Annotated in this window: 2 protein-coding genes; one reads left to right on the top strand and one right to left on the bottom strand. The window is 38.0% G+C overall.

The window, feature by feature from the left end:
- A partial coding sequence (locus ACZFYI_RS19285; protein WP_462525750.1) for a toxin-antitoxin system YwqK family antitoxin occupies positions 1-716 on the bottom strand: 716 nt, incomplete at its 3' end.
- Positions 717-853: 137 nt separating this feature from the next.
- Between ACZFYI_RS19285 and ACZFYI_RS19280 the strand changes: the two genes are divergently transcribed.
- Entirely contained in the window at positions 854-2,056 is a 1,203-nt protein-coding gene (locus ACZFYI_RS19280; RefSeq protein ID WP_462525749.1) for a pyridoxal phosphate-dependent aminotransferase, read from the top strand.
- Positions 2,057-2,292: the final 236 nt, after the last annotated feature.

Here is a 2,292-nt window from a genome sequence, read left to right as displayed (position 1 = left end):
CAATATTCTGTCCAAAGACCCACCTTTTCACCAAAGTGGTATTCACCGACGACTCCCACCTGACCATCTTCATGGAAGTGAAAAAAATTACCCTCCATCAAGTCATATTCTATAGGAATCAACTTTTCAATTTTTTTATCTTCTCTATTATAATAAGTCACTTTAGAGTCTTTTGGCCAACCTTCTGAGTAATGTAATTTATCCTGTAGGACTGTCTTTATGTCAAAGGTAAGCCAGGTTCCATGCTTGGTTCCAAAGAAAAAATAACCTTTTTCTACCAACACTTCTCCAATTTCTCTTTCATAGGGTCCATGGAGTAGGTATCCTCTTGCCGGATCAAAATCTTTGGACCTGATTACTTTGTCTTTTGAATCAATCCAGTAAATATCCCTGATGTAAGGATCAACAGGTCGGTTTTGGGTGGTATAGTTGTAAATCTGATATTGAGTCTGGTCCCGGACATTTTGTCGGACATATCCTTTCTTTGTCTTTTCTCCAAAATAGATGTTCTTTTTTACCTTCTTTTTCTCTTCCTTCTTTTTTTCTGTTTTGGTATTGTCATCAAAAAGTAACAAAGGAGCAGCTGTGGGCAAAAACCTATCAGAGACCACGCCCGATGAATCCGGATCTGTGGTTTCAGACTTTTTTTCCTTTTGTGCATTCACTTGACCCGATAAAAGGAAAATGGTAAAAATAAATAAATGCCTATTTTTCATGTATTTCTCAAACGATTTGTCGGGTGACATTATTTTATTGTAAAAGTATAGAATACTTGCCAAATCCACAGTTAAGTTTAGAATTAATCATTGTTATCCGTATTTTTGCCCCAATTTAAAAATAACAACCAAGAAAAATGAATTCTATATTATCCGATCGCATCATCCAGATGGAAGAATCGGCCACATTGGCCATGGCAAAGAAAGCAAGGGAACTTAAAGCCCTGGGGAAGGACATCATCAGCCTGAGTTTGGGTGAGCCGGATTTTAAAACTCCAAAACACATCCAAGAAGCAGCCAAAGCGGCTATTGATGAAGGAAAATACTTTGCGTATTCGCCAGTGGCAGGGTATCAGGACCTTAGAGAGGCAATTGCCAAAAAATTGAGAGATGAAAACCAAATCTCTCAGGCGAAGGCAGAAAATATTGTAGTATCTACCGGTGCCAAGCATTCAATCGCCAATGTATTCATGTGCATGATCAATGAAGGCGATGAAGTGGTTATTTTTTCTCCTTATTGGGTGAGCTATGCCGAGATCATCAAGTTGGCGGGAGGAGTTCCTATATTGATTGAAGGTAATCTTGAAAATAACTTCAAAGCAACTGCCGCTCAGCTTGAAGCTGCGTTGACTGATAAAACGAAAGCAGTAATTTATTCATCACCATGTAATCCTACAGGGTCTGTTTTTAGCAAAGAAGAGCTGGAAGCCATAGCTGAAGTGGTAAAAAAGAGAGAAAATCTCTTTGTGATTGCAGATGAGATTTATGAATTGATCAACTTCCAAGGAAAAAATTATAGCATCGCATCTTTTCCCGGAATGTTTGAAAGAACCATTACTGTCAATGGCTTCTCAAAAGGATACGCCATGACGGGATGGAGAGTCGGATATATATGCGCACCTCTCTTCATGGCCAAAGCATGTGAAAAAATGCAGGGACAGTTTACCTCCGGAAATACCGGTATTGCCCAAAGAGCTGCATTGGCGGCCATTTCGGGTGATCAAGAGCCCTCCAAAGAAATGGAGAAAGCGTATTTGAGAAGAAGAGATTTGGTTTTGGGATTAATCAAAAATATCCCTGGAATCAAAACCCACATTCCTGAAGGTGCATTTTACTTCTTTCCTGATATTTCCGAATTCTTTGGTAAATCAGCCGAAGGCCACACCATCCAAACAGCTGATGATTTCTGTTTGTATATCCTGGAAAAGGCCAATGTTTCTTTGGTAACAGGGGAAGCATTCGGTGCTCCAAATTGTATCCGCTTGTCTTACGCCGCCTCAGATGAAGAGTTGGTAGAAGCCTTGAAAAGAATGAAAGAAGCTTTGGCTTTATTGAAATAGAGATTCATTAACCCTTTCAAATCAGCCCTGAGGTCTACAACTCAGAGTTTTTTTATGCATTCATCGGAAAATTTAAAATTAAGCCCTTTTATTTTTTTGATATGAATTATTCTTCTATTAGCATCCAATGTTGTGATATGTTTATCTTTTGTGTTTTAACATATAATTTTTTTAATAAAAATTTGCATTTACCATTTTTATTTTTTTACTACACAAAATTTGTTATCCCCTTTTTT

It is taken from the genome of Aquiflexum sp. (assembly GCF_977115555.1).
The sequence above is the reverse complement of the archived record's forward strand: the minus strand, read 5'-3'. Positions and strand labels throughout refer to the sequence as shown.